General features: G+C 61.1%; 1 pseudogene. It reads right to left on the bottom strand.

Annotation, left to right across the window (positions count from 1 at the left end):
* Positions 1 to 283 (bottom strand): annotated as a pseudogene (locus ACGF5R_RS24815) (DNA primase); the annotation flags it as partial.

Raw genomic sequence — 283 nt, forward strand, 5'->3', positions numbered from 1 at the left:
GCAGGCGATAGGCTAACGTGCGGTTGGCAAAGCCCAGTTTAAACTGGGCGACTAATTCCGGGTGGTTGAGCCGCCGTTTTTCCAGATAAGCCAGGGCTTCGGGGGCATTCAACAGCGTATGATGGTAGAACCCGACGACCCGACTGAGCAGCGCCTGCCGTCCGGCGGCATCATCGGCCAGCATGGCGGGTTCATCCGGTTGCACCAGCGGCACCACCGAGGGGTTATCTCCCAGTATCCCGCGCAACTGTTCCACGGCCCGGCGCAGACTTAAGCCTTTGGT

Origin of the sequence: Photorhabdus sp. RM71S (genome assembly GCF_042879355.1) — a bacterium.
Classification (GTDB): domain Bacteria; phylum Pseudomonadota; class Gammaproteobacteria; order Enterobacterales; family Enterobacteriaceae; genus Photorhabdus; species Photorhabdus kayaii.